This is a genomic window from Pseudomonas boreofloridensis, assembly GCF_030580795.1.
Lineage (GTDB): Bacteria > Pseudomonadota > Gammaproteobacteria > Pseudomonadales > Pseudomonadaceae > Aquipseudomonas > Aquipseudomonas boreofloridensis.
On sequence record NZ_JAUQOQ010000008.1, the window covers coordinates 61,728 to 88,211 of the forward strand.

23 protein-coding genes and 1 riboswitch are annotated in these 26,484 nt (G+C 64.8%); of the genes, 14 read left to right on the top strand and 9 right to left on the bottom strand.

The window, feature by feature from the left end; all coding sequences use genetic code 11:
- Positions 1-214 precede the first annotated feature (214 nt).
- The 3 genes from Q6A47_RS11965 to Q6A47_RS11975 all read left to right on the top strand — a co-directional run bounded on the left by Q6A47_RS11965 (position 215) and on the right by Q6A47_RS11975 (position 3,499).
- On the top strand, positions 215-2,131 hold the full coding sequence (locus tag Q6A47_RS11965; protein ID WP_304484417.1) for a flavin monoamine oxidase family protein: 1,917 nt from the start codon (positions 215-217) through the stop codon (positions 2,129-2,131).
- A 203-nt stretch (positions 2,132-2,334) separates the two neighbouring features.
- Entirely contained in the window at positions 2,335-2,886 is a 552-nt protein-coding gene (locus tag Q6A47_RS11970; RefSeq protein ID WP_039582757.1) for a cytochrome b, read from the top strand.
- A 34-nt stretch (positions 2,887-2,920) separates the two neighbouring features.
- Positions 2,921-3,499 (top strand): YceI family protein, encoded by a 579-nt coding sequence (locus Q6A47_RS11975; protein WP_029614547.1) that lies wholly within the window; start codon positions 2,921-2,923, stop codon positions 3,497-3,499.
- Between the two features lie 54 nt (positions 3,500-3,553).
- Here the strand turns inward: Q6A47_RS11975 and rhlE2 are convergent, their stop codons facing one another.
- The 4 genes from rhlE2 to ahcY all read right to left on the bottom strand — a co-directional run bounded on the left by rhlE2 (position 3,554) and on the right by ahcY (position 9,012).
- On the bottom strand, positions 3,554-5,464 hold the full coding sequence (rhlE2, locus tag Q6A47_RS11980) for an RNA helicase RhlE2 (protein ID WP_039582759.1): 1,911 nt from the start codon (positions 5,462-5,464) through the stop codon (positions 3,554-3,556).
- Positions 5,465-5,683: 219 nt separating this feature from the next.
- Positions 5,684-6,472 carry a substrate-binding periplasmic protein gene (locus Q6A47_RS11985; protein ID WP_116890010.1) on the bottom strand — a complete coding sequence of 263 codons (789 nt, stop codon included), beginning with the start codon at positions 6,470-6,472 and terminating at the stop codon, positions 5,684-5,686.
- Positions 6,473-6,594: 122 nt separating this feature from the next.
- Positions 6,595-7,440: a methylenetetrahydrofolate reductase [NAD(P)H] gene (gene metF, locus Q6A47_RS11990; protein WP_039582760.1), complete on the bottom strand. Its 846-nt coding sequence runs from the start codon at positions 7,438-7,440 to the stop codon at positions 6,595-6,597.
- Between the two features lie 162 nt (positions 7,441-7,602).
- Positions 7,603-9,012, bottom strand: a complete 1,410-nt coding sequence (gene ahcY, locus Q6A47_RS11995) for an adenosylhomocysteinase (RefSeq protein WP_304484418.1) — start codon at positions 9,010-9,012, stop codon at positions 7,603-7,605.
- A gap of 21 nt (positions 9,013-9,033) precedes the next feature.
- Positions 9,034-9,129, bottom strand: a riboswitch (S-adenosyl-L-homocysteine riboswitch).
- A 179-nt stretch (positions 9,130-9,308) separates the two neighbouring features.
- On the opposite strand from ahcY, the gene Q6A47_RS12000 reads away from it, so the two are divergent.
- Positions 9,309-9,710 carry an acyl-CoA thioesterase gene (locus Q6A47_RS12000; protein ID WP_029614545.1) on the top strand — a complete coding sequence of 134 codons (402 nt, stop codon included), beginning with the start codon at positions 9,309-9,311 and terminating at the stop codon, positions 9,708-9,710.
- A gap of 50 nt (positions 9,711-9,760) precedes the next feature.
- On the opposite strand, the gene Q6A47_RS12005 is transcribed toward Q6A47_RS12000, so the two are convergent.
- Positions 9,761-10,996, bottom strand: a complete 1,236-nt coding sequence (locus Q6A47_RS12005; protein ID WP_029614544.1) for a cation:proton antiporter — start codon at positions 10,994-10,996, stop codon at positions 9,761-9,763.
- Between the two features lie 262 nt (positions 10,997-11,258).
- Between Q6A47_RS12005 and Q6A47_RS12010 the strand changes: the two genes are divergently transcribed.
- Entirely contained in the window at positions 11,259-11,645 is a 387-nt protein-coding gene (locus tag Q6A47_RS12010; RefSeq protein WP_116887422.1) for an MAPEG family protein, read from the top strand.
- A 66-nt stretch (positions 11,646-11,711) separates the two neighbouring features.
- On the opposite strand, the gene mltA is transcribed toward Q6A47_RS12010, so the two are convergent.
- Positions 11,712-12,869, bottom strand: coding sequence for a murein transglycosylase A (gene mltA, locus Q6A47_RS12015; RefSeq protein ID WP_304484419.1), 1,158 nt, complete (start codon positions 12,867-12,869; stop codon positions 11,712-11,714).
- Positions 12,870-12,988: 119 nt separating this feature from the next.
- Between mltA and Q6A47_RS12020 the strand changes: the two genes are divergently transcribed.
- Positions 12,989-13,435 carry a c-type cytochrome gene (locus Q6A47_RS12020; RefSeq protein WP_116887423.1) on the top strand — a complete coding sequence of 149 codons (447 nt, stop codon included), beginning with the start codon at positions 12,989-12,991 and terminating at the stop codon, positions 13,433-13,435.
- 40 nt (positions 13,436-13,475) lie between these two features.
- On the opposite strand, the gene Q6A47_RS12025 is transcribed toward Q6A47_RS12020, so the two are convergent.
- From Q6A47_RS12025 to Q6A47_RS12035, 3 genes are all read right to left on the bottom strand, one after another.
- Positions 13,476-13,871, bottom strand: a complete 396-nt coding sequence (locus Q6A47_RS12025) for a DUF1090 domain-containing protein (RefSeq protein ID WP_029614542.1) — start codon at positions 13,869-13,871, stop codon at positions 13,476-13,478.
- Positions 13,872-14,058: 187 nt separating this feature from the next.
- On the bottom strand, positions 14,059-15,249 hold the full coding sequence (gene metK, locus Q6A47_RS12030) for a methionine adenosyltransferase (RefSeq protein ID WP_029614541.1): 1,191 nt from the start codon (positions 15,247-15,249) through the stop codon (positions 14,059-14,061).
- 12 nt (positions 15,250-15,261) lie between these two features.
- On the bottom strand, positions 15,262-16,260 hold the full coding sequence (locus tag Q6A47_RS12035) for an ArsR/SmtB family transcription factor (protein ID WP_116887424.1): 999 nt from the start codon (positions 16,258-16,260) through the stop codon (positions 15,262-15,264).
- 260 nt (positions 16,261-16,520) lie between these two features.
- Between Q6A47_RS12035 and tkt the strand changes: the two genes are divergently transcribed.
- The 8 genes from tkt (at position 16,521) to Q6A47_RS12075 (ending at position 26,312) form a co-directional block, all read left to right on the top strand.
- Entirely contained in the window at positions 16,521-18,518 is a 1,998-nt protein-coding gene (gene tkt, locus Q6A47_RS12040; protein ID WP_029614540.1) for a transketolase, read from the top strand.
- 153 nt (positions 18,519-18,671) lie between these two features.
- A complete protein-coding gene (epd, locus tag Q6A47_RS12045) occupies positions 18,672-19,748 on the top strand; it encodes an erythrose-4-phosphate dehydrogenase (RefSeq protein ID WP_039582772.1) in 1,077 nt (358 codons plus the stop codon).
- Positions 19,745-20,908 (top strand): phosphoglycerate kinase, encoded by a 1,164-nt coding sequence (locus Q6A47_RS12050; RefSeq protein ID WP_304484420.1) that lies wholly within the window; start codon positions 19,745-19,747, stop codon positions 20,906-20,908. Before epd ends, Q6A47_RS12050 begins: the two co-directional genes overlap by 4 nt.
- A gap of 33 nt (positions 20,909-20,941) precedes the next feature.
- Positions 20,942-21,160 (top strand): hypothetical protein, encoded by a 219-nt coding sequence (locus Q6A47_RS12055; RefSeq protein ID WP_039583343.1) that lies wholly within the window; start codon positions 20,942-20,944, stop codon positions 21,158-21,160.
- Between the two features lie 86 nt (positions 21,161-21,246).
- Complete coding sequence (locus tag Q6A47_RS12060) at positions 21,247-21,573, top strand: MliC family protein (protein ID WP_029614536.1); 327 nt, start codon at positions 21,247-21,249, stop codon at positions 21,571-21,573.
- Positions 21,574-21,673: 100 nt separating this feature from the next.
- Positions 21,674-22,738 carry a class II fructose-bisphosphate aldolase gene (gene fba / locus Q6A47_RS12065; protein WP_029614535.1) on the top strand — a complete coding sequence of 355 codons (1,065 nt, stop codon included), beginning with the start codon at positions 21,674-21,676 and terminating at the stop codon, positions 22,736-22,738.
- A gap of 389 nt (positions 22,739-23,127) precedes the next feature.
- The gene (locus Q6A47_RS12070) at positions 23,128-24,411 is read left to right on the top strand and encodes a GGDEF domain-containing protein (protein ID WP_039582776.1); all 1,284 of its coding nucleotides are present in this window, start codon (positions 23,128-23,130) and stop codon (positions 24,409-24,411) included.
- A 122-nt stretch (positions 24,412-24,533) separates the two neighbouring features.
- The gene (locus tag Q6A47_RS12075; protein ID WP_116887426.1) at positions 24,534-26,312 is read left to right on the top strand and encodes an acyl-CoA dehydrogenase C-terminal domain-containing protein; all 1,779 of its coding nucleotides are present in this window, start codon (positions 24,534-24,536) and stop codon (positions 26,310-26,312) included.
- Positions 26,313-26,484 lie beyond the last annotated feature (172 nt).

Here is a 26,484-nt window from a genome sequence, read left to right on the forward strand (position 1 = left end):
CTCCCCGCTACAGATGCTTTCCAGACAGACCCTGGGACGGCGTAAGCCTAAGCAAAGGCACCTGTGGCGACAACCTTGGATTGCCTGGCGCCCTGGTCTGGCTCACGTCATAGCGCCGCGCTGGCGGCGCCGAGGGCTCCTGACGTATTCTTCACGCGCCTCCCGGGGAATCCCTCCCTACTTACATTTCGCTTCTGATCCGGAGTTCGCCGACATGGCTGCTGCTTGGGTGCGCCTGTGCGCATTGGTGTTGATAGGTGCATCCAGCGCGACTGCGCTGGCAAAGGACAAAACGCCCTCGGCCATCGTGGTCGGTGGCGGCATGGCGGGCCTGACGGCCGCCTACGAGCTGCAGGCCAAGGGCTGGCAGGTGACGTTGCTCGAGGCCAAGGACAGCATGGGCGGACGCTCGGGGCTGGCGACCAGTGAGTGGATCGGCAACGACAAGGCGCAGCCGGTGCTCAATCAGTACCTGCAACGCTTCAAGCTCGATACGCTGCCGGCGCCGGAGTTCGTGCGTACCCCCGGCTACCTGATCGACGGCGAGTACTTCAGCGCTGCCGACCTGGCCATCAAGCAGCCCGCCACGGCCGACGCGATCAAGCGCTACGAGAAGACCCTCGACGACCTCGCCCGCTCCATCGACGACCCGCTCAACCCTGCGGCCAGCAGCACGCTGTTCGCCCTCGACCAGATCAACGTGTCGGCCTGGCTCGACAAGCTGCAACTGCCCGCCACTGCGCGTCAGTTGATCAATCAGGAAATCCGCACCCGTTACGACGAGCCTTCGCGCCTGTCGCTGCTGTACTTCGCCCAGCAGGCGCGGGTGTACCGGGGTGTCGGCGATCGTGACCTGCGTGCGGCGCGCTTGCCCGGCGGCAGCCCAGTGCTGGCCCAGGCCTTCGTCAAGCAGCTCAAGACCCTCAAGACCCATTCGCCGGTCACTGCCATCGTCCAGGACAAGGACGGCGTGACGGTGAAGGTCGGTGCCGTCGGCTATCAGGCCGACTACCTGGTACTGGCCGTGCCGCTGCGGGCGCTGGCGAAGATCCAGATGACCCCAGGCCTGGACGCCCAGCACATGGCTGCGCTCAAGGGCACCAACTATGGCTGGCGCGACCAGTTGCTGCTCAAGTTCAAGAATCCGGTGTGGGAAAGCCGCGCGCGGATGTCGGGCGAGATCTTCAGCAACGCCGGTCTCGGCATGCTGTGGGTCGAGCCGGCGCTCAAGGGCGGGGCGAACCTGGTGATCAACCTGTCCGGCGATAACGCCCGCCTGCTGCAGGCCTTCGGCGACAAGCAGATGGTCGATCAGGTGCTGATCCGCCTGCACGCCTTCTATCCGCAGGCCCGTGGCGCGTTCACCGGCTATGAGGTCAAGCGCTACAGCGCCGACCCGGGCACTGGTGGCGCCTACCTGGCCTACGGCCCGGGGCAGATCAGCAAGTACTGGCGTCTGTGGGAACGTCCAATGCAGCGGGTCACCTTTGCCGGTGAGCACACCGACGCGCTGTATCCGGGCACGTTGGAAGGCGCGCTGCGCAGCGGCCAGCGTGCGGCAGGTCAGGTGGAGGACCTGGCGGCGGGCAAGTCGTTCGACCCGGTAGCCAAGGCCGCGCCGGTCGCGGCTGCAGCCGGAGCAGCGGCCGCTGGCGCTGTAGCTGCGAAAGAAAAACCGGGCTTCTTCTCCGGGCTGTTCGGCGGTGGCGACAAGCCGGCTGCCAAGCCTGAACCGAGCGCCAAGCCTGCGCCAGAGGCTGCGCCGGCCAAGGAAAAGCCGGGCTTCTTCTCGCGCCTGTTCGGTGCTGACGAGGCGCCTGCCGCGCAGCCGCAACCGGCCGTCAAGGCCGCTGAGCCGGCTGTGACGGCTCCTCCAGCACCGGCTGCCGAACCCGTTGCCCCGGCCGCTGCGGCTGCCGCGCCTGCGGTGAAGCCGGAGCCGGTCAAGGCAACCAGCAAACCCGCTGCCGCCAAGCCGGCACCGGCCAAGGCCGCCGTGAAGCACGCGCCGGCCCACAAGCCTGCCGCCAAGCAACCCAGCAAGGCCGAGGCGGCGAAGAAGAAGGCGCCGAGCAAAACCGAGCCGGTGAAGAAGCAGCCGGCTGCTGACACCGCTACCCAAGCCAACTGACGCCAACGTCGTCCAGGGGCTCCGATGAGACACGCTCGTCGGGGCTTCGGGGGTGGACTGAATCGTTCGCGTTAATGTTTCCTTAATAGGCTGATTACAGAATAATCAATCGACTCTATCGATAATATGAAGCGGTTTTTTCTTCTTTATTTCGATACTTAGTGCGTTATCGTGTGCACAGCTCTCACGGGGATTCCGCCACCATGCAACTGCGCAATTCTGCTTCGCGCTACGGCGCCGTCAGCATCGTTCTTCACTGGGGTGTGGCGCTTGCCGTCTTCGGTCTGTTCGGCCTGGGTCTGTGGATGGTCGGGCTCGACTACTATGATCCATGGCGCAAGGCCGCGCCTGACCTGCACAAGAGCATCGGCCTGGTGCTGCTGGCGGTGATGGTGCTGCGCGTGCTCTGGCGTCTGCTCAATCCGCCGCCACCGGCACCGGCCAACCACGGGCCATTCACCCGTGTGGCGGCCAAGTTGGGCCATCTGGCGCTGTATCTGGGTCTGTTCGCGGTGATGACCGCCGGCTACCTGATTTCCACTGCCGACGGTGTCGGCATCCCGGTCTTCGGTCTGTTCGACGTGCCGGCGCTGGTCAGTAATCTGCCCGATCAGGCAGACACCGCTGGCGTGATTCATCTGTACCTGGCCTGGGGGCTGGTGATTTTCGCCGGTCTGCATGGCCTGGCCGCCCTGAAGCACCATTTCATCGACCGTGACGCGACCCTCATTCGCATGCTGGGCCGCAAGGCTTGACCCTCAACCTCAATTGCAAAGGAAGGAACTAAGGATGTTGAAGAAGACTTTTGCCGCCCTGGCGCTCGGTACCGCTCTGCTCTCTGCCGGCCAGGTCATGGCCGCCGAGTACAAGATCGACAAGGAAGGCCAGCACGCCTTCGTCGACTGGAAGATCAGCCATCTGGGCTACAGCTTCATCCACGGCACGTTCAAGGACTTCGACGGTGCCTTCAGCTGGGACAGCGCCAAGCCTGAAGCCAGCAAGATCAGCGTCGATGTGAAGACCGCCAGCCTGTGGTCCAACCACGCCGAGCGTGACAAGCACATTGCCAGCGCCGACTTCCTCGATGTGGCGAAGTACCCGGACGCCAAGTTCGTCTCCACCGCGGTGAAATCGACCGGTGACAAGACCGCCGATGTGACCGGTGATCTGACCCTGCACGGCGTGACCAAGCCGGTCACCTTCAAGGCCGTCTTCAATGGCGAAGGCAAGGATCCGTGGGGCGGCGAGCGTGCGGGCTTCAACGCCAAGACCACGCTGAACCTGAACGACTTCGGCATCAAAGGCCCAGGCCCGACGTCCCAGACGCTGGACCTGGACATCACGCTGGAAGGTGTGAAGCAGAAGTAAGTTTTTCCCGCCGAACGAGAGAGGGGCCGCAAATGCGGCCCCTCTTCTTTGCTGTCAGCCCTTGCGGGTCAGCAGTGCCGGACGCTCGCCCCGTGGGCGGCTCGGCACGTCTTCCAATTGCTCAGGCGTTGGGTAACGGTCGAGCTTGGATTCCTTGCGGATGATCACAGGCGCCGACTGCGATTCGCGCGGGTTGCGCACGGCCGGTTCCTGGCGCGCGCTGTCTTCACGACGACCCCGTCCCGGATTACCGTCACGACGCGCGCCACCGTTGTTGTTGCGAGGACGCTTGTCGCCTGCGCCCTGACCGCCACCTTGACCACCTTGGCGCTGAGCACCGCCGCCGTTGTTGCTGCGCGGCTGACCGGAGCCTGCCCGCTGCTGGCCTTGGCCTTGCGCCTGTCCACCGCCGCCGGGACGGCGATTGCGGCCCTGGCCCTTGCCGTTCTGGTACGGGCTGACGTAGTCGGCGCGGTTACCAAAGTTGTCTACGTCATCGTCCAGGAACTCTTCCGGGTCGCGGTCGGCAGGCGCCTTGGGCGCGCTGGTCTGGCCCTGGCCGGCCTGCTGTTGACGAGGCTTGCGATTGTCGCGCGGCTTGCGCGGCTCCTGCTTCCTGGCCTGCGACTTGTCGGCAGAGGCGTCTTTGTCGGCAGGCTTCTCGGCGGCCTGGGACTTGGCCCGACCTTTGTCCTTGCCTTTGTCCTTGCGCCCGCCACTGCCGTCCTTGCTGCCTTCGCCACGCGGCTGATTGCGACCGCCGCGACCGGCGTTCGGCTGGCGCTCGCGCACCTCGGGCTTCTCGGCTTCCACTTGCGAGGCATCGAAGCCCATCAGGTCGCCATCGGCGATCTTCTGCCGAGTGACGCGCTCGATGCTCTTGAGCAGCTTTTCCTCGTCCGGCGCGACCAGCGAGATCGCTTCACCGGAGCGACCGGCGCGGCCGGTACGGCCAATACGGTGGACGTAGTCTTCCTCGACGTTGGGCAGCTCGAAGTTGACCACGTGCGGCAACTGATCGATGTCCAGGCCTCGGGCGGCGATGTCGGTGGCGACCAGCACACGTACGGTATTGGCCTTGAAGTCGGCCAGGGCCTTGGTGCGGGCGTTCTGGCTCTTGTTGCCGTGGATCGCGGCGGCGGTCAGGCCGTGCTTTTCCAGGTACTCGGCCAGACGGTTGGCGCCGTGCTTGGTGCGGGTGAACACCAGCACCTGCTCCCAGGCACCGAGGGTGATCAGGTGCGCCAGCAGCGCGCGCTTGTGGCTGGCGGCCAGGCGATAGACGCGCTGCTCGATGCGCTCGACGGTGGTGTTCGGCGGCGTGACCTCGATGCGCTCGGGGTTGTGCAGCAGCTTGTCGGCCAGGTCGGTGATGTCTTTGGAGAAGGTGGCCGAGAACAGCAGGTTCTGGCGCTTGGCCGGCAGGCGGGCCAGCACCTTCTTGACGTCGTGGATGAAGCCCATGTCGAGCATGCGGTCAGCTTCATCGAGCACCAGGATTTCGACCTTCGACAGGTCGACGCTGCCTTGGCCGGCCAGGTCGAGCAGGCGGCCCGGGCAGGCGACCAGGACATCGACGCCCTTGGCCATGGCCTGGACCTGCGGGTTCATGCCGACGCCGCCAAAGATGCAGGCGCTGACGAAATGCAGGTCGCGAGCGTAGAGCTTGAAACTGTCGTGGACTTGCGCCGCCAGTTCGCGGGTCGGGGTCAGGACCAGCACGCGCGGTTGGCGTGGGCCGTGACGCTGGGATTTGTCGGGATGGCCATCCGGGAACAGACGCTCGAGGATCGGCAGGGCGAAGCCACCGGTTTTACCAGTACCTGTCTGCGCGGCGACCATCAGGTCGCGACCTTGCAACACGGCGGGAATGGCCCGCTGTTGCACCGGGGTGGGCTGGGTGTAGCCCGCAGCCTCGATAGCGCGGACAAGTGCCTCGGAGAGACCGAGGGAAGCAAAGGACATGGGCAATCCTGTTCTCGTGTGGGCTGGGCCCTGTGGGATGTTCTGCCTGGCGCGACGGGCATCGGTGAGATGCGATCGCGTCCGGTCCAGCTGGGCTTACACTGCGCATCCGGGAGGCGGCGGGCGGGCACCTGAGGTGCGTCGCTGCTGGTCGAGATGCCTGTTGCGAGGCCGAGCGTCCGGGCGTGAGCCGGGCGGGAAGGCCCGAGTATAACAGAGCTAGCGCGGCGTGCTGCGATCGTGCTGCTCAACGGTGTCGAGAAAATCCTCGGCGGCCTGGGTGTAGCGGGCGGCAAGGGCGGCATACGCCGGTTCCAGCTTGAACCGCTGCAGCTCTTCGCTGAAGGCCCTGGCCAACGCTTCGCGGCCCGGTTTGCGGGCCAATCCGAGGAATTGCGGCTGGCGTTCGATCACCAGCGGCAGCTCCCGGACACTGTCCTGCAGGCCCAGTTGCTGACGCAGATAGCGGCCGGCACGACGATCGGTAATGAGCAGATCGATACGCCCGAGCATCAGTTTGCCGAAGTTGGCTTCATGGGTGGGGGCGTCTTCGCGGTGCAGCCGCGTGCTGTCATCGAGCGCATTGCCATAGGTGTAGCCAGGTGAGGTGCCGATCCTGAGGCCTGCCAGGTCGTCCAGGCGCTGTACGGGATGCGGCCGGGCGTTGGCTTGGTAGAGCACGAACTCGACCGTCGACAGCGGCTCTGACGCGTAGATCAGATAGGATTCACGCTCGCCGACGTGAAAGGTGTCCATGATGCCGTCGGCCAGGCCCTGCTCGACCATCGCCAGGCAGCGCTTCCAGGGCAGGAATTGCCAATCGACTTCGACACCCAGGCGTTTGAACACTTCGCTGACCACTTCGTGATCGATCCCGGCGGGTCGCCCGTACTGCCGATAGATGTACGGCGCCCAGTCGTCGCTGACCAGGCGCAACCGTTCGGCCTGGGCCAACGGGCTCAGGCAGGCGAGCAGCAGTAAGCAGACCAGACGGTTGAAAGCGGACATCAGGCGAGGGTAAGGCGTTTGTGCGGCGAACGCCAGTGACACGCGTTCGCAGATTCGGTGAGCGGCGCGGGCCGCTCCTGAAGGGCGCTGACGCCCTGGGGGAGCGGCCTCGCAGCGACCGATCAGCGTGGCAGCTTGAGGTTTTGCCACACCGCCAGGCTTGGCTCGGCCTGGTTCAGGGTATAGAAGTGCAGCCCCGGTGCACCGCCTTGCAGCAGCTCGTCGCACAGGGCGGTGATCACCTCTTCGCCGAAGGCCTGGATGCTGGCGCTGTCGTCGGCGTAGGCTTCCAACTGCTTGCGAATCCAGCGCGGGATCTCGGCGCCGCAGGCGTCGGAGAAGCGCGCCAGCTTGCTGTAGTTGGTGATCGGCATGATGCCCGGCACGATCGGGATGTCCACTCCCAACTTCTGGGCGCGCTCGACGAAATAGAAATAGCTGTCGGCGTTGAAGAAGTACTGGGTGATGGCGCTGTCGGCGCCGGCCTTGACCTTGCGCACGAAGTTGGCCAGATCGTCCTCGAAGTTGCGCGCCTGCGGATGCATCTCGGGGTAGGCAGCCACTTCCAGGTGGAAGTGATCACCGGTCTCTTGACGGATGAACTCGACCAGGTCGCTGGCGTGGCGCAGTTCGCCGCTGGCCATGCCCATGCCGGACGGCAGGTCGCCGCGCAGGGCGACGATGCGCTTGATCCCGGCCGCCTTGTACTCGGCAATCAGGGCGCGCAGCTCGGCCTTGGTGTCGCCGACGCACGACAGGTGCGGGGCGGCGGGAATCTTCACTTCGCTTTCCAGTTGCAGCACGGTGTTGAGCGTGCGGTCGCGGGTCGAGCCGCCGGCGCCGTAGGTGCAGGAAAAGAAGTCGGGGTTGTAGGTCGCCAATTGACGGGCGACGGCCATGAGCTTTTCATGGCCGGCGTCGGTCTTGGTCGGGAAGAACTCGAAGCTGTAACGGCGTTCTTGTGACATCTCTGGTTCCTCAGCTTCAAGCGTCGAGCTTCAAGCTGCAAGTGGACGCCAGTTCGGTGATGGCCGACCTGGCGTAGCATGATCAAGATCCAAGCGCAGCAGCTTCACGCGGCAACCACGCGCGCCGCCCTTGCTTGCCGCTTGAAGCTCAAGGCTTGCCGCTTAGTAGCGGTAAGCGTCCGGCTTGAACGGACCTTCGACGGTCACGCCGATGTACTCGGCCTGCTGCGGTGTCAGTTGGGTGACCACGCCGCCGAAGCCGCGGACCATTTCCAGGGCCACTTCTTCGTCGAGCTTCTTGGGCAGCACTTCGACGGTCAGGCGCTGGGCCTTCTTCTCGGCGCTCAGGTCGGCGAACTTCTGCTCGAACAGGAAGATCTGCGCCAGCACCTGGTTGGCGAACGAGCCGTCCATGATCCGGCTCGGGTGGCCGGTGGCGTTGCCCAGGTTCACCAGACGGCCTTCGGCCAGCAGGATCAGGTAGTCGTCGTTCTGCGGATCGAAGGTGCCGGCGCCGGTGCGGTGGATCTTGTGCACCTGAGGCTTGACCTCTTCCCATGCCCAGTTCTTGCGCATGAAGGCGGTGTCGATCTCGTTGTCGAAGTGACCGATGTTGCAGACCACGGCGCGCTTCTTCAGGGCCTTGAGCATGTTGGCGTCGCACACGTTGACGTTACCGGTGGTGGTGACGATCAGGTCGATGCGGCCCAGCAGGTCTTTGTCGATACCGGCTTCGGTGCCGGTGTTGATGCCGTCTTTAAACGGCGAGACCACTTCGAAGCCGTCCATGCACGCCTGCATCGCGCAGATCGGGTCGACTTCGGTGACCTTGACGATCATGCCTTCCTGACGCAGCGACTGGGCCGAGCCCTTGCCCACATCACCGTAGCCGATCACCAGGGCCTGCTTGCCCGACAGCAGGTGGTCGGTGCCGCGCTTGATGGCGTCGTTCAGGCTGTGACGGCAGCCGTACTTGTTGTCGTTCTTGCTCTTGGTGACCGAGTCGTTGACGTTGATCGCCGGGACTTTCAGCTCGCCCTTGGCCAGCATGTCCAGCAGGCGGTGCACGCCGGTGGTGGTCTCTTCGGTGACGCCGTGGATCTTGGCCAGCATGGCCGGGTATTTCTTGTGCAGGATTTCGGTCAGGTCACCGCCGTCGTCCAGCACCATGTTGGCGTCCCATGGCTGACCGTCCTTGAGGATGGTCTGCTCGATGCACCACTCGTATTCCTGCTCGGTCTCGCCTTTCCAGGCGAACACCGGGATGCCCGCAGCGGCGATGGCGGCAGCGGCCTGGTCCTGGGTGGAGAAGATGTTGCAGGACGACCAGCGCACTTCGGCGCCCAGCGCGACCAGGGTCTCGATGAGCACGGCGGTCTGGATGGTCATGTGGATGCAGCCGAGGATGCGTGCGCCCTTGAGCGGTTGCTCAGCCTGATATTTGCGGCGCAGGCCCATCAGCGCCGGCATTTCCGACTCGGCGATGATGACCTCCTTGCGGCCCCAGTCGGCCAGGGAAATGTCGGCGACCTTGAAATCGGAAAAACCAGCAGGCGTGTTTACAGCGCTCATGAAGAGCCTCCATTCGTAGTGTGCGAATGGGCGCCGTTGTGCGTTGAGCGTCCGCTGGAGCGGACAACGCCCCGTCCGAGCCTGACAGGAAGACCTGCTGCAGCGCCCCTCGGACGGGTGGCGGGATGACCACCGCAGCGGGTGGCCATTTGGAAACGGGCAGATTATAGCCGCGCCGATGTGACACACCCAAGACTTTCCGTCGATTAATCGAGACGATAGTCGATGCCCGGTGGAGGCCGGTGGGCCGCTCTGCCATCATGGTCGTCCGTCAGTCAGGCATCCGAGGAGTCGCCATGAATTTCCACACGCGCAAGTGGGTGAAGCCCGAAGACCTCAACCCCAACGGCACCCTGTTCGGTGGCAGCCTGCTGCGCTGGATCGACGAGGAAGCCGCGATCTACGCCATCGTGCAACTGGGTAACCAGCGCGTGGTGACCAAGTACATCTCCGAGATCAACTTCGTCAGCGCCTCGCGCCAGGGCGAGATCATCGAGCTGGGCATCACCGCCACCGAGTTCGGCCGCACCTCCATCACCCTCAAGTGCGAAGTGCGCAACAAGATCACCCGCAAGAGCATCCTCACCGTGGACCGCATGGTCTTCGTCAACCTGGGCGAAGATGGCCTGCCGGCGCCCCATGGGCAGACCCGCATCAAGTACATCGGCGACCAGTTCCCGGACGCGGACGAGCAATAACGCGCAGTGCGCGCTTCGCGGGGTGGCCGGCGAAGCGCGCTGAGCCGTGGTCAGGGCTGGGCGCTGACCCGGCGGACCACTTTGCCGACGGTCAAGCCCTGCACCAGGATCGACGACAGCACCACGATGTAGGTGATCGACAGCAGCAGGTCGCGTTCGTCGCCCATCGGCAGCGAAAGCGCCAGGGCCACCGAGACACCGCCGCGCAGACCGCCCCAGGTGAGCACGCGCACGGTGCCGCGCGGCACCTCGCGCCAGCGGCGCAGCAGCAGGATGGCCGGCGCCACGGTCAGCAGGCGCGAAGCCAGCACCGCCACCGCCAGCACGCCACCGGCGGCCAGGTGCATCCAGTTGAACGGCAGCAGCAACAGCTCCAGGCCGATCAGGGCGAACAGCAGGGCGTTGAGCATGTCGTCGATCAGTTCCCAGAAACCGTCCATGTAGCGGCGGGTCATGTCGTTCATCGCCAGGTTGCGCCCCAGGTTGCCGATGATCAGACCGGCCACCACCATCGCGATCGGTGCCGACACGTGCAACTCGTAGCACATGGCCGAGCCGCCGATCACCAGCGCCAGGGTCAGCATGACCTCCACCTGGTACTGCTCGATGCCCTTGATCATGCGGTAGGTGGCGTAGCCGATGAGGCCACCGAACACCACGCCGCCAATGGCTTCGCGGGCGAACAGCAAGGCGGTGTCGGCCACGCTCGGGGTTTCGCCCAGCTGGATGATGCCCAGCAGCACGGTGAACACCACCACCGCCGTGCCGTCGTTGAACAGCGATTCGCCGACGATGGTGGTCTTCAGGGGTTTGGATGCGTTGGCCGTGCGCAGTGCGCCGAGCACGGCGATGGGGTCGGTCGGCGAGATCAGCGCGCCGAACAGCAGGCAATAGATCAGCGGGACGTCCCAGCCGAACATCGCGAACACCCAGTGCGCAAGGTAGCCGATCACGAAGGTGGCGATCAGCACGCCGATGGTCGCCAGCAGGCCGATCGGCCAGCGGTAGCTGCGCAGGTCGCCCAGATTCACGTGCAGGGCGCCGGCGAACAGCAGGAACGACAGCATCCAGTGCATCAGCAGGTCGTTGAAGTCGATCTGGTTCATCAGGCTCTCGACGCGCTCCTCCAGACCCGGAAAGCCGATCAGGCTCAGGCCTTGCAGAATCAGCGAGAACAGCAAAGCCGTGACCATCACGCCGATGGCGGGCGGCAGGCCGATGAACCGGTAGTTGACGTAAGTGAGGAGGGTGGTGAGGCAGATGAACGCGGCGACTAATTCAAGCATCCTGAATCCTGTGACAGTGGCTTCCAAATCGTACCCGAAGGGTCCGTGCAGTTCTTTGATGACCTGATGCGCGTATCGGGACACACCTTATGACCAGAATTCTCAGCTTCGTTCCTGGATGGAACGCTTCGTCCGCCTCGCAGGGATGGGCAATGCCTGGCCGCAGAACCTTTCCCGGACGGCGTGATCCCAGTTGGCAAGCGGTGTCCGGCGCCCAGGCGGGCGATCGCGCTGCAACTGTCCCGAACCGAGGAGCCTGAACATGACCGTAGCCCTGTGGTGCATCCTTATCGCGCTGTTCCTGCCGCCGCTGTGCGCGTTGATCGCCAAGGTGGCCAGCGGCCGCTTCGGCATGCGCGACAACCGCGACCCGCGAGCCTTCCTCGATACCCTCTCCGGGCTGCCGCGCAGGGCGCATGCCGCCCAGCAGAACGGCTACGAAGCCTTCCCCGCCTTTGCAGCGGCAGTGCTGGTGGCCGATGTCGTCGGCAACGCCGAGCAGGTGACCCAGGACGTGCTGGCCGTGATGTACATCACCAGCCGGTTGCTCTACATCATCTGCTACCTGGCCGATTGGGCGGCGTTGCGCTCGCTGGTGTGGTTCGCCGGGCTGGCGTTGATCGTGTCGTTCTTCGGGGTGTCGGTCTGAGCCTATTCCGGGCTTTCGGCTCGAGCGCGTCAGGGCCGCCAAGCGGCCCTGAGGTGATCGCCTCCGTCAGGGCACCTTCGGCACATCCGGCAATGCTGCGCCCTTGGGCCAGAGCATCCAGATCTGCCCCTGCTGCTTCATGTTGCCCGCCAGTTCCCCCGCTTCAGGGCCGGTGCCCCAGAACAGGTCGGCGCGGACTTCACCGGTAATCGCGCCACCGGTGTCCTGGGCGCCCACCGGGCGTACCACGGGCGCGCCGTCCGGGCGGGTCGTGGAGAGCCACAGCAGGCTGCCCAGGGGAATCACCTTGCGGTCGATGGCCACGCTGTAACCGGCCGTCAGCGGGACGTTCAGCGAACCGCGTGGGCCTTCATTGCTGTCGGGGCCGGTGGCGAAGAACACATAACTGGGGTTGCTCGCCAGCAGTTCCGGCACGCGTTGCGGATTGGCCTGGGCCCAGGCGTGGATGCTGCCCATGGTCACGTCTTCTTTCTTCAATTGCCCCTGTTCCACCAGCCAGCGTCCGATGGGCCGATAGGGATGGCCATTCTGGTCGGCGTAGCCCAGGCGCAGTTGCCGGCCATCTTCCAGTTGTACCCGGCCCGAGCCCTGGATCTGTAGGAACTGCAGGTCCATCGGGTCGGTCAGCCAGGCCAGTACCGGCGCCTTGGCGCCTTCGCGATAGATCACTTCGGCGGTGTCGTAGGGCTTGAGCACGCGTCCCTCGACCCGGCCACGCAGGCGCTTGCCCTTGAGTTCCGGATACACGCTGGCCAGGTCGACGACGATCATGTCGTCCGGCGGGCCGTAGACCGGCACGTTGGCCGTGGCCGAGCGCGTGAGGCTGCCTGGATAGACCGGCTCGTAGTAACCGGTGATCAGGCCGTTGGCATCGTTCTGCGCCGAGCGCAGGCCATAGACCTGCAGGTTCTGCTGGAGGAAGCCGCGCACTTGGGCTGGGTCTGCCGGGACTGAGGCCGCCGCGCCGCAGGTGGCGGCCCATACGGGATCGCGGGTGAGTTTCTGGCAGCCATTGCGCCAGGCCTGGAAACCGGCCAGCAGGTCGGCGTCGCTGACGGCCGGCAGGTCCTTGAACTCGACGCTGCTGTAGGTGGCGATGGCGTGGGGCTCGGGTTTGGCTTTTTCACTGTCGCCGCCGTTGCAGCCGGCCAACAGGGCCAGGGCCGGAAGCGCCCAGGCGAGTGGACGCAGAACAGTTTTCATAAGTGCGGTCCTGTGTGGGGCGAAGATGAATATTCGCCCTTGTCTTTTGTGTGGCTATTGGTCTTTGTCCGATGGGCGGCGATACTGCATGCCCGATTCCGTTGGCCGTAGAGACCGTGATGTACAAGCGATTGACCGTAGTACTGCTCGCCACCCTGGCCCTGTGCGCCTGCGAGCGTGTCGACCCGAACTCGCCGCTGGGCCAGCGCAAGGCGATCTTCAAGGACATGCTCAAGACCAGCGAAGACCTGGGCGGCATGCTGCGCGCACGCCTGCCGTTCGATGCGGCGAAGTTCGAGGCCGGCGCCGCGCGTCTCGATACCTTGGCCCATGCGCCCTGGCAGCACTTTCCGGCGGTGCGCGACGACGGCGACAGCAGTGCCCGGCCCGAGGTGTGGCAGCGTCAGGCACGCTTCGAGGCGCTGGCCCGCCAGCTTGAGGGCGTGACCGGCGAGCTGGTCGCCGCCAGCACCGGCCAGCCGCTGAACGCCGAGGCACTGAAAGCGCCGATGGACCGCGTCGAGGCAGCGTGCAAGGCCTGTCATACGGAGTTCCGCAACCACTGACCGGCAGCGCGCGCGGCGAGCCCGGCGCGCCGCTCGGTCATCAGCGCTCGAGTTCGTCCACCGCTTCCTGCAATTCCTTCTTCGATTCGGCGAGCTTTTCCTTGCGCTTGTTGATCTTCTCCGGGTCGCCCTTCTTCATGGCCTTGTCCAGGTCCTTGGTGCGCTGGCTGACCTCGTGGCGAGCGTCGAGCACCTTCTGCTCACGCTCCTTGCGCAGGCTGCTGTCGGTGCAGTTGGCAGTGACTTCGCTCAGCGCTTTCTCCAGGCCGGCGGCCTGGTCGCTGTTGTTGTGCGCGCGGGCTTCGCTGAGTTGCTGCTCGATGGCGCTGCGTTTGGCGGCGCAGCCGGTCAGGCCGGCATCGGGTTGAGCCGCCTGCAGCGGGCCGGCGGCCAGGCCGACGACTGCCAGCAGGGCGAGCGTGGAAACTGATTTCATGAACGAGGGCCTCTTTACAGGGCGGGACTACAAAGACGAAATCCTGCCCGGATTTTGCCCATTTGGAAACCGTGGTGACCCGATTGACCTCAAGAGGGAGAAAGTCCCTACGGTTTTGTGCGGTCAGGTATGAAAAAGCCCCTGCCAATCGCTCGGCAGGGGCTTGCGGGTTCGACGCCAGATGGCCTTACAGGCCGGCGGCGTCGCGCAGGGCGGCAGCGCGGTCGGTGCGTTCCCAGGTGAAGGTGGTGAAGGTGTCGTCGCCGACGGTCTTTTGCTGCGGCTCACGGCCGAAGTGACCGTAGGCGGCGGTTTCCTGGTACATCGGGTGGAGCAGGTCGAGCATCTTGGTGATGGCGTACGGACGCAGGTCGAAGCACTCGCGCACCAGTTGCACGATCTTTTCGTCGGAGACCTTGCCGGTGCCGAAGGTGTTGATCGAAATGGAGGTCGGCTGGGCCACGCCGATGGCGTAGGACACCTGGATCTCGCAACGCTCGGCCAGGCCCGCGGCGACGATGTTCTTGGCCACGTAGCGGCCGGCGTAGGCGGCGGAGCGGTCGACCTTGGACGGGTCCTTGCCGGAGAATGCGCCGCCGCCGTGGCGGGCCATGCCGCCGTAGGAGTCGACGATGATCTTGCGGCCGGTCAGGCCGCAGTCGCCCACCGGGCCACCGATGATGAAGTTGCCGGTCGGGTTGATGTGGAACTGGGTGCCTTTGTGCAGCAGTTCGGCCGGCAGGGTGTGCTTGACGATCAGCTCCATCACCGCTTCCTGCAGGTCTTTCTGCGACACCTCGGGGTTGTGCTGGGTCGACAGCACCACCGCGTCGATGCCCACTACCTTGCCGTTTTCGTAGCGGCAGGTGACCTGCGATTTGGCGTCCGGGCGCAACCACGGCAGCAGCTTGGACTTGCGCGCTTCGGCCTGGCGCTCGACCAGACGGTGCGAGAAGCAGATGGGCGCCGGCATCAGCACGTCGGTTTCGTTGCTGGCGTAGCCGAACATCAGGCCTTGGTCGCCAGCGCCCTGGTCTTCCGGCTTGGAACGATCGACGCCCTGGGCGATGTCCACCGACTGCTTGCCGATGATGTTCATCACGGCGCAGGTGGCGCCGTCGAAGCCGACGTCGGAGCTGTTGTAGCCGATGTCGATGATGACCTTGCGCACCAGCTCTTCCAGGTCGACCCAGGCCGAGGTGGTGACTTCGCCGGCGATGATCGCCACGCCGGTCTTGACCAGGGTTTCACAGGCCACGCGGGCGTACTTGTCCTGGGCGATGATTGCGTCCAGGACGGCATCGGAAATCTGGTCGGCGATCTTGTCCGGATGCCCTTCGGACACGGACTCGGAGGTGAAAAGGGAGTATTCGCTCATCTCGAAGGGTTCCTAAAATGTACCGATGTGTGTGTTGCCAGCGGCCCGCTGGAAATGCCGGACCTGGATCTGGAAACCGTTACGCAAGCCCACGTAGAGGCTGTCGCCGGGGGTGAGCCCGGCCAAGGTGGCCCAACGGGCCAGATCGTCCTGCTCGAAGCCCAGCCACAGGTCGCCGCAGGCTTCGCGGGCCCACGCCTGATCGTGACTGCACAGGTCGGTGACCAGCAGGCTACCGCCGGCCTTCACCCGTGCGGCCAACTGGCGCAGCGCCTGGGCCGGGTCGGGGAAATGGTGCAGCACCATGTTCAGCACCACGCAGTCGGCCTGCACGTCCGCGGCGCCGAGGGCGTCGGCCAGGTGCAGGGTGACGTTGTCCAGGGCCTCGCGCTCGCACACCTGGCGGGCCAGCTCGAGCATGGTCGGGCTGTTGTCCAGTGCCGTGACGTGGGCGAAGCGCCGGGCCAGGTCGGGCAGGAAACCGCCGTCGCCGGGGCCGACCTCCAGGGCGCTGGTGTGGGCGCCGAAGTGCAGCTTGTCGAGCAGGGCCAGCAGGCTTTCCCGGTATTGCGGCAAGCCGGCGATCAGGTCCTGCTGGGCACGGAATTTCTCTTCGACGCGCAGGAAAAAGTCCTGGCTGGTGGCCGCGCGACGCTGCTGCACCTGGGCGATGCGGGCCTGCACCTCCTGGGCCAACGCCAGGCCATCGACTTCTTCGAGCAGCGCCGAATGCAGGCGCCCGCCCAGGCGCTGGCTGTCCGGCAGGGCGCGGCGATAGAAGATGGCATTGCCCTCACGGCGGGTGGCCACCAGGTCGGCCTGGGCCAGCACCTTGAGGTGATGGCTCATGCCCGACTGGCCGATGTCGAAGATCTGCGCCAGCTCCAGCACGCCGAACGAGTCGCTGGCCAGCGCGCGCAGCACGTTCAGGCGCAGCGGATCGCCGCCGGCCTTGCACAGGGCGGTCAGCTCGTCGCTGCGGTGAGAGGTGATGGGCGCTTGAAGATTCATGGAGCGGGAGTCTAGACAGCCAACCGTGCCCCCGCAAGGCCAATATCAAAAAGTTTTGATATTGGGCGGCCGTTCGCCGCCAGCGGCAAGCCTCGAGCTTCAAGCGGCACGTCCGAAGCGGTCCGTAAGGGGGGAACCGGCGTCTTGCAGCTTCAAGCTTGCTGCTTGAAGCTCGAAATGTTTGCCCCTGGCCGCACAGTGGGGGAAAATGGTCGTCTTTTTCCCGTTTCACCACTTCTTCAAGCCTCAGGAGACCTGCGATGCCCAGCCGTCGTGATCGTGCCAACGCCATTCGTGCCCTCAGCATGGATGCCGTGCAAAAGGCCAACAGCGGCCACCCCGGTGCCCCCATGGGCATGGCGGATATCGCCGAAGTGCTTTGGCGCGACTACCTCAAGCACAACCCGAGCAACCCCAGCTTCGCCGACCGCGACCGCTTCGTGCTGTCCAACGGCCATGGCTCGATGCTGATCTATTCGCTGCTGCACCTGAGCGGCTACGACCTGTCCATCGACGACCTCAAGGGCTTCCGCCAACTGCACAGCCGTACTCCAGGTCACCCGGAATATGGCTATACCCCAGGCGTGGAGACCACCACCGGTCCGCTCGGCCAGGGCATCGCCAACGCCGTGGGCTTCGCCCTGGCAGAGAAGATCATGGCGGCGCAGTTCAACCGTGAAGGCCACGACATCGTCGACCACCACACCTATGTGTTCATGGGCGATGGCTGCATGATGGAAGGCATTTCCCACGAAGTCGCCTCCCTGGCCGGCACCCTGGGCCTGAACAAGCTGATCGCCTTCTACGACGACAACGGCATTTCCATCGACGGCGAAGTGCACGGCTGGTTCACCGACAACACCCCGGCGCGTTTCGAAGCCTACAACTGGCAGGTGATTCGCAACGTCAACGGCCACGATGCCGAAGAGATCAAGACCGCCATCGAGACGGCGCGCAAGAGCGACCGTCCGACGCTGATCTGCTGCAAGACCATCATCGGCTTCGGTTCGCCGAACAAGCAGGGCAAGGAAGACTGCCACGGCGCCCCGCTGGGCAACGACGAAATCGCCCTGGCGCGCAAGGAACTGAACTGGAACTACGGTCCGTTCGAGATTCCGGCCGACATCTACGCCGAGTGGAACGCCAAGGACGCCGGTGCCAAGGCCGAAGCCGAGTGGAACCAGCGCTTCGAGGCCTACGCCAAGGCCTTCCCGGAACTGGCCGCCGAGTTCAAGCGCCGCAGCGCCGGTGAGTTGCCTGCCGACTTCAGCCAGAAGGCTCAGCAGTACATCGAGGAAGTGGCCGCCAAGGGTGAGACCATCGCCAGCCGCAAGGCCAGCCAGAACACCCTGAACGCCTTCGGTCCGCTGCTGCCTGAACTGCTCGGTGGTTCGGCCGACCTGGCCGGCTCCAACCTTACCCTGTGGAAGGGCTGCAAGGGCGTCGATGCCGTCGATGCCAGCGGCAACTACGTGTTCTACGGCGTGCGCGAGTTCGGCATGACCGCCATCATGAACGGCCTGGCCCTGCACGGCGGCCTGGTGCCCTACGGCGCCACCTTCCTGATGTTCATGGAGTACGCCCGCAATGCGGTGCGCATGTCGGCGCTGATGAAGCAGCGTGTGGTGCATGTGTACACCCACGACTCCATCGGCCTGGGCGAAGACGGCCCGACTCACCAGCCGGTCGAGCAACTGACCAGCCTGCGCAGCACGCCGAACCTGGACACCTGGCGTCCGGGCGATGCGGTCGAGTCGGCCGTGGCCTGGAAAGCCGCGCTGGAGCGCAAAGACGGTCCGTCCGCGCTGATCTTCTCCCGGCAGAACCTGCAGCATCAGCCGCGCAGCGCCCAGCAGATCGCTGACATCGCGCGTGGCGGCTACGTGCTCAAGGACTGCGCCGGCGAGCCGGAACTGATCCTCATCGCCACCGGCTCGGAAGTGGGTCTGGCCGTTCAGGCCTTCGACGCGCTCAGCGAGCAGGGCCGCAAGGTCCGCGTGGTATCGATGCCGAGCACCAGCGTGTTCGACGCCCAGGACGCCGCCTACAAGCAATCGGTACTGCCGCTGGAAGTCGGTGCGCGCATCGCCATCGAAGCGGCCCATGCCGACTTCTGGTACAAGTACGTCGGCCTCGAAGGCCGCGTCATCGGCATGACCACCTACGGCGAGTCGGCCCCGGCCTCCGCGCTGTTCGAGGAGTTCGGCTTCACCCTGGAGAACATCCTGGGCACCGCCGAAGAGCTGCTGGAAGACTGATTCATGCCGGGCGAGGCGAGGGCGATGCCCTCGTCTCGCGACACAAGGCCGCTTCGACAAGGCACTGCTTGCACCGTGCCCTGTGGAAGCGGCCTTGTGCCGCGCTGGGCCGCACCGCGGCCCCGATGGCCATCCTGCATTAGCGAGTCGCGAATGACCCACGATCGTCCCTACAAAGTTGCACTCAACGGTTACGGCCGCATCGGCCGTTGTGTCCTGCGCGCGCTGTTCGAGCGAGGGGCGAAGGCTGGCTTCGAGATTGTCGCGCTGAACGACCTGGCCGATCAGGCCAGCCTGGAATACCTGACCCGCTTCGACTCCACCCATGGCCGCTTCCCCGGCGAGGTGAAGGTCGATGGCGATTGTCTGCACATCAACGGCGACTGCGTGAAAGTCATGCGCAGTGCCACTCCCGAAGGCATCGACTGGGCGGCACTGGACGTGGACCTGGTGCTCGAATGCTCCGGCGCCTACCACAGCCGAGTCGACGGCCAGCGTTTTCTCCAGGCCGGGGCGCCGCGCGTGCTGTTCTCCCAGCCCATGGCCAGCGAGGCGGATGTCGATGCCACCGTGGTCTACGGCATCAATCAGCACTGCCTGACCGGGCACGAACGCCTGGTCTCCAACGCCTCCTGCACCACCAACTGCGGCGTGCCGCTGCTGCGGGTGCTGGATCAGGCCTTCGGCATCGACTACGTGCAGATCACCACCATCCACTCGGCGATGAACGACCAGCCGGTGATCGATGCCTACCACCACGAAGACCTGCGCCGCACCCGCTCGGCGTTCCAGTCGGTGATCCCGGTGTCCACCGGGCTGGCACGCGGCATCGAGCGCCTGCTGCCGGAACTTGCCGGGCGAATCCAGGCCAAAGCGGTACGCGTGCCGACCGTCAACGTGTCGTGCCTGGACATCACCCTGCTGACCGCTCGCGACACCAGCGCCGCCGAGGTCAACCGGGTGCTGCGCGAGGCCGCACTGGACGGTCCGCTCAAAGGCCTGCTGGCCTACACCGAGCTGCCCCACGCCAGCTGTGATTTCAACCATGATCCGCATTCGGCCATCGTCGATGCCAGCCAGACGCGCGTCAGCGGCCCTCGGCTCGTCAACCTGCTGGCCTGGTTCGACAACGAATGGGGATTCGCCAACCGTATGCTCGACGTCGCGGGTCACTACCTGCACGTCGTCCACCAAACCGCCGCAAACAGCCCTGAAGGACTGCATTCATGACCGTGTTGAAGATGACCGACCTCGACCTGCAAGGTAAACGCGTACTGATCCGCGAAGACCTCAACGTGCCTGTGAAGGACGGTGTGGTCACCAGCGATGCGCGTATCCAGGCTGCGTTGCCGACCATCAAGCTGGCCCTGGAGGAGGGCGCGGCGCTGATGGTCTGCTCGCACCTCGGGCGCCCGAGCGAAGGCGAGTTCTCCCAGGAAAACAGCCTGAAGCCGGTGGCCGAATACCTGAGCAAGGCCCTGGGCCGCGACGTGCCGCTGGTGGCTGACTACCTCGACGGCGTCGAGATCAAGGCCGGTGAGGTGGTGCTGTTCGAGAACGTGCGCTTCAACAAGGGCGAGAAAAAGAACGCCGACGAGCTGGCGCAGAAGTACGCGGCCCTGTGCGATGTATTCGTGATGGACGCGTTCGGCACCGCCCACCGCGCAGAAGGTTCTACCCATGGTGTGGCCAAGTTCGCCAAAGTTGCGGCGGCCGGCCCGTTGCTGGCTGCAGAGCTCGATGCCCTAGGCAAGGCGCTGAAGGCGCCGGCCAAGCCGATGGCGGCCATCGTCGCCGGTTCCAAGGTTTCGACCAAGCTCGATGTGCTCAACAGCCTGTCCGGCGTGTGCGACCAACTGATCGTCGGTGGCGGCATCGCCAATACCTTCCTCGCTGCCGCCGGTCACCCGGTTGGCAAGTCGTTGTACGAACCTGACCTGGTCGATACCGCCAAGGCCATCGCCGCCAAGGTCAGCGTGCCGCTGCCGGTGGACGTGGTGGTGGCCAAGGAATTCGCCGAGAGCGCCGAAGCCACGGTCAAGGCCATCGCCGACGTGGCGGACGACGACATGATTCTCGACATCGGCCCGCAAACCGCTGCCCAGTTCGCCGAGCTGCTGAAGTCGTCGAAGACCATCTTGTGGAACGGTCCGGTCGGGGTGTTCGAATTCGACCAGTTCGGCAACGGCACCAAAGTGCTGGCCAAGGCCATCGCCGACAGCGCAGCGTTCTCCATCGCCGGCGGTGGCGACACCCTGGCAGCCATCGACAAATATGGCGTCGGTGCCGATATCTCCTACATTTCCACCGGTGGCGGTGCTTTCCTCGAGTTCGTCGAGGGCAAGGTACTGCCTGCGGTGGCCGTGCTCGAAGAGCGGGCCAAGGGCTGATCGGCGATGGCGCCTGGCAAAGGGAGCGACCTGATGGTCAAGCAATTGCCTGTGCTGGTCCTGTTCGCGCTGCTCGGCGCCTGTTCCAGCGATCGTGCGACCGATAGCGAGCCGGCGCACGCGCCCCAGGGCGGCTGCTACCAGTCGCAGTGGCAGGCCGAGACGGTTCCGGTGATCAACAAGCGCCTGGGGCCGGACGGTCTGGAGAAGTACGACGACGAGTACCAGCGCAAGGCGCCCGGCTGCCCTTGATCGGGTCGTGGGCAACCGATGGGTGGTTTTGTGGTCTTGAACAGTGGGTCGGTGGCGTCACCACCGGCCCTACGCGAGGAAGCTGAATGAAAGCGCTGCTGGCCGCACTGGCCCTGGCAACCCTGGCCGGTTGCTCGTTGCTGCAACCGACCTCCGCTCCGGCGGACACCTGGACCCGCTGGGTCTGTGACAGCCAGGCCGAGGTGCTGTGGCGCTACGCCGACGCCTCGCAGCAGGCGGTGGACGTACGCCTCGGCGGCGCCGACCAGGTCTACCGGCTCAAGGCCGAGCCCGGTGCTTCGGGTGCGTTGTACAGCGATGGCGTGCTCGCCTTCCACACCAAGGGCGACGAAGGCCTGGTGTACTGGGAAGCGACCAACGATCTGATTGGGCGGGGCTGCAAGGCACCGTGATTGGCCGGACCGTCACGGCGGTCCACAACTACTTGAACAGCAACCGCCCCTGCGGCAGGCTTGCACGAAACAACGACGCTTGTCGGGAGAGAGATACACAATGGCACTCATTAGCATGCGCCAGATGCTGGACCACGCCGCCGAGTTCGGCTACGGCGTTCCAGCTTTCAACGTCAACAACCTCGAGCAGATGCGCGCCATCATGGAAGCGGCCGACAAGACCGACTCTCCGGTCATCGTCCAGGCCTCCGCCGGTGCGCGCAAATACGCCGGCGCTCCCTTCCTGCGTCACCTGATCCTGGCGGCCATCGAAGAATTCCCGCACATCCCGGTGTGCATGCACCAGGACCACGGCACCAGCCCTGACGTCTGCCAGCGCTCGATCCAGCTGGGCTTCAGCTCGGTGATGATGGACGGCTCGCTCAAGGAAGACGGCAAGACCCCGTCGGACTACGACTACAACGTGCGCGTGACCCAGCAAACCGTCGCGTTCGCCCACGCCTGCGGCGTGTCGGTCGAAGGCGAGCTGGGTTGCCTGGGCAGCCTGGAAACCGGTCAGGCCGGTGAAGAAGACGGCGTTGGCGCCGAAGGCATCCTGGACCACAGCCAGATGCTGACCGACCCGGAAGAAGCCGCTGATTTCGTCAAGAAGACCCAGGTCGATGCCCTGGCCATCGCCATCGGCACCAGCCACGGCGCCTACAAGTTCACCAAGCCGCCGACCGGCGACATCCTGGCGATCGACCGCATCAAGGCCATTCACCAGCGCATCCCCGACACTCACCTGGTGATGCACGGTTCTTCGTCTGTACCGCAGGACTGGCTGGCGATCATCAACGAGTTCGGCGGCGACATCAAAGAAACCTACGGCGTGCCGGTCGAAGAAATCGTCGAAGGCATCAAGCACGGCGTGCGCAAGGTCAACATCGATACCGACCTGCGCCTGGCCTCCACCGGTGCGATCCGTCGCTTCCTGGAGCAGAACAAGTCCGAGTTCGACCCGCGCAAATACTTCGCCCAGACCGTCGTGGCCATGCGTGACATCTGCATCGCCCGCTACGAGGCCTTCGGTACCGCAGGCAACGCCTCGAAGATCAAACCGATCTCCCTGGACGCCATGTACCTGCGCTACGCCAAAGGCGAGCTGGCCGCCAAGGTCAACTGATCGTTCGAGCGCACTGAAGAAGCCCGCAGCGATGCGTAATGCTGTTCACTTAAAGAATGCTGGGGCCGCTTCGCGGCCCTTTCGCGGCGCAAGGCCGCTCCCACAACGTCCGCGTATACCCTGAAACATGGGGCGGAGCTCAGGCCCCTGTGGGAGCGGCCTTGTGCCGCGATGGGCTGCGCAGCAGCCCCAATTCCAGCCATCCAGATCTTAAGTGAACCGCGTTACGCAGCGATGCGGGTTTTTTCATGCCTGCACGTCTGAGTCGGAGGAGCCTGGCAGACGCGCGCAAGGTCGGTAGATCGCCCACCTGTATTCATCTATTCATGCGCGCGGCCGATGAATTAAGGCACAATGCTATTATTGACCTTCCGGGTCGGAGATTGCCCGTGTTTCGCCTATCCGCTGTCCGCCCGAGCCACTTCCTGCCTTCGATCCTGCTGCTGCTGTTCGGGCTCGCAGCCGCGTACGTGCGCGACCTGAGCGTGTTCTTCACCTCGCTGTTCAACGTACTGCCGACCATGGTGCTGCTGCTCGGCGGCGCGTACTGTGCGGTCTACCGTCGCCAGCGCGAGCTGTTCCTGATGGTCACGGTGTACATCGCCTATTTCCTGCTCGACACCCAGACCGACTACTACCGCGACCACGGCCAGGTGCGCGAAGACGCTGCGGTGGTGTTCCATCTGGTGTGCCTGCTGCTGCCGGGGCTGTATGGCCTGTTCGGCGCCTGGCAAGAACGCACTCACCTGGCCCAGGACATGCTTGCGCGCTTTGCCGTGCTGTTCGCGGTCGGCGGCGTGGCCCTGGCCCTGGAGCAGAGCTACCCGCAGGCGTTGCTGGGCTGGCTGGCGGAAATTCGCTGGCCGTCGTTGCATGGCCAGTGGATGAGCTTGATCCAACTCGCCTACCCGCTGTTCTTCGGGGTGTTCGTGCTGCTCGTGGTGCAGTACCTGCGCCAGCCACGGCCGTTGCATGCGGCGCAGATCGTCGGCCTGATCGGCATTTTCTGGATGCTGCCGCAGACCTTCATCCTGCCCTTCACCCTGAACATCATGTGCAGCCAGGTGATGCTGATGATCGCCGCCGCGGTGTCCCATGAGGCCTATCAGATGGCATTCCGCGATGAGCTGACCGGCCTGCCGGGGCGTCGAGCGCTGAACGAGCGCATGCAGCGCCTGGGGCGCAGCTATGTGATCGCCATGACCGACGTGGATCACTTCAAGAAATTCAACGACACCCACGGCCACGATGTCGGCGACCAAGTGCTGCGGCTGGTCGCCAGCCGCCTGTCGAAAGTGACCGGCGGTGGTCGTGCCTATCGTTATGGCGGTGAAGAGTTCGCGTTGGTGTTCGCCGGGCAGACCCTCGAAGAGTGCCTGCCGCATCTGGAGGCGGTACGCGAAATGATCGCCAATTACGCCATCCAGCTACGCGATCAGAACAGCCGACCGCAGAACGACACCGCCGGTCGCCAGCGGCGTGCCGGATCGGCGGGTAATACGGTGTCGGTGACCATCAGCATCGGTGTCGCCGAGCGTCTGCCGGAGCATCGAAATCCCGATGAGGTGCTCAAGTCGGCCGACCAGGCGCTCTACAGCGCCAAGGCGGCGGGGCGCAACTGCGTGATGCAGACCGGGCAGACGGTGCGGCGTGGCGCTGTACGCACGGCGTGACCATATCTGACTATTCGGTCGCTTGATGACCCTATGTCTCGTAAAAGTTGTTCGGTTACACTGCCTGCAACCCAGTGTGCGGCCCCGGCGGGCCGCTCCGACTCTACTAGCGAGAGGTTGTCATGGCCGACTATAAAGCGCCCCTGCGCGATATGCGCTTCGTACTCAATGAAGTCTTCAATGTGGCCGATCTGTGGGCTCGGCTACCGGGCCTGGCGGAGGTCGTCGACCTCGACACCGCCATGGCTGTGCTGGAAGAAGCGGGCAAGGTCACCAGTCGCAGCATCGCTCCGCTCAGCCGCGCCGCCGACGAAGAAGGCTGCCACTGGGACAACGGTGCAGTACGCACCCCGGCAGGCTTCATCGAGGCCTATCGCACCTATGCCGAAGGAGGCTGGGTCGGCGTCGGCGGCGACCCGCTGTTCGGCGGCATGGGCATGCCCAAGGTCGTCTCCGCCCAAGTAGAGGAGATGGTCAACGCGGCGAGCCTGTCGTTCGGCCTGTATCCGATGCTCACCGCCGGGGCCTGCCTGTCCATCAACGCCCATGCCAGCGAGGCGCTCAAGCAGCGCTACCTGCCGAACATGTACGCAGGCGTCTGGGCCGGTTCCATGTGCCTCACCGAGCCTCACGCCGGCACCGACCTGGGCATCATCCGCACCCGTGCCGAGCCTCAGGCCGACGGCAGCTACAAGGTCAGCGGCACCAAGATCTTCATCACCGGCGGCGAGCACGACCTGACCGAGAACATCATTCACCTGGTGCTGGCCAAGCTGCCGGACGCTCCGCCCGGCCCCAAGGGCATCTCGCTGTTCCTGGTGCCCAAGTTCCTGGTCAACGAAGACGGCAGCCTGGGCGCGCGCAACCCGGCCAACTGCGGCTCCATCGAGCACAAGATGGGCATCCAGGCCTCGGCCACCTGCGTGATGAACTTCGACCAGGCGCTGGGTTACCTCGTCGGTGAGCCGAACAAAGGGCTGGCGGCGATGTTCACCATGATGAACTACGAACGCCTGGGCGTGGGTATCCAGGGCCTGGCGTCGGCCGAGCGCTCCTACCAGAACGCTGTGGAGTATGCCCGTGACCGTCTGCAGAGCCGCGCACCGACCGGCGCGCAGGCCAAGGACAAGGTGGCGGATCCGATCATCGTCCACCCGGACGTACGGCGCATGCTGCTGACCATGAAAGCGCTGAACGAGGGGGGACGCGCGTTCTCCACCTACGTGGCCCTGCAACTGGACAGCGCCAAGTTCAGCGAAGACCCGGCCACCCGCAAGCGCAGCGAGGAACTGGTCGCGCTGCTCACGCCTGTGGCCAAGGCTTTCCTCACCGACCTGGGGCTGGAGTGCACGGTGCATGGCCAGCAGGTGTTTGGTGGTCACGGCTACATCCGCGAGTGGGGGCAGGAGCAACTGGTGCGCGACGTGCGCATCACCCAGATCTACGAGGGTACCAACGGCATCCAGGCGCTGGACCTGATGGGGCGCAAGGTGGTGGCCAGTGGTGGCGCCTACTACCGACTGTTCGCCGACGAGGTCCGTCAGTTCATCGATTCGGCCGACGCTAATCTCGGAGAATTCACACGTCCGTTGGGCGTGGCCCTGGATCAGCTCGACGGCTTGACCGAATGGGTGCTGCAGCAGGCCAAGGACAATCCGAACGAAATCGGCGCAGCCTCGGTCGAATACCTGCATGCCTTCGGCTATGTCGCCTACGCCTACATGTGGGCCTTGATGGCCCACGCCGCACAGGTCGGCGAGGGCGACGAGGCCTTCTACGGCGCCAAGCTCGGCACCGCACGCTTCTATTTCGCACGCCTGCTGCCCAGGGTCGATTCGCTGGTGGCGGCAGTGAAGGCGGGCAGCGAGCCGCTGTACCTGCTGGATGCGGCGCAATTCTGATGGACGGGACGGGTAATGTGAGACGTCTCTGACGTCTCGGAATCCTCGGCCTTGTAAGCTTTTTCCTACGCTGCGTGGTGACTTTTCGCCTCTTTCCTAAGATTGGATCCAGGGTTAATCTTTCTCACATGGACGCAGCGCAGGAAGCGCAAAGGACAGAACAGGGACACAA